Origin of the sequence: Neisseria sp. P0019.S003, assembly GCF_051957115.1 — a bacterium.
Classification (GTDB): domain Bacteria; phylum Pseudomonadota; class Gammaproteobacteria; order Burkholderiales; family Neisseriaceae; genus Neisseria; species Neisseria flavescens_D.
In genome coordinates, this window is record NZ_JBQCWT010000080.1 from 1 (window position 1) to 454 (window position 454).

The 454-nt window shown below is 52.6% G+C and carries 1 pseudogene; it reads left to right on the forward strand.

Going from position 1 to position 454, the window contains the following annotated elements:
• A pseudogene (locus tag ACTHTS_RS11185) lies at window positions 1-454 on the forward strand (FtsW/RodA/SpoVE family cell cycle protein); the annotation flags it as partial.

The window sequence follows — 454 nt, forward strand, 5'->3', positions numbered from 1 at the left end:
TGATTTTGAAACAGCCCGACCTCGGTACGGCCGCGCTGATTATGGCTTCGGGTATTTTTGTCATCTTCTTTGCCTGATTACCTTGTAAGGCTATTTTTGCCGCCATTAGTGCCTTTGTGGCCGCTTTGCCGCTCTTGTGGAATTACGGCATGCACGACTATCAGAAAACCCGCGTCCTCACCCTGCTCGACCCAACCAAAGATCCGGTAGGAGCAGGCTACCACATCATCCAATCCATGATTGCCATCGGCTCGGGCGGTGTATGGGGTAAAGGCTGGCTCAACGGTACGCAAACCCATTTGGACTATATTCCCGAAGCAACGACTGACGTTAGTGTCGCAGTAGGCGGCGAAGAATGCGGCCTGATTGGCAATATCCTTTTACTGCTGGTTTGCCTTATCATTCTGGCACGCGGATTGTGGATTGCCGCGCAAGCGCAATCCCTTTACAGCCG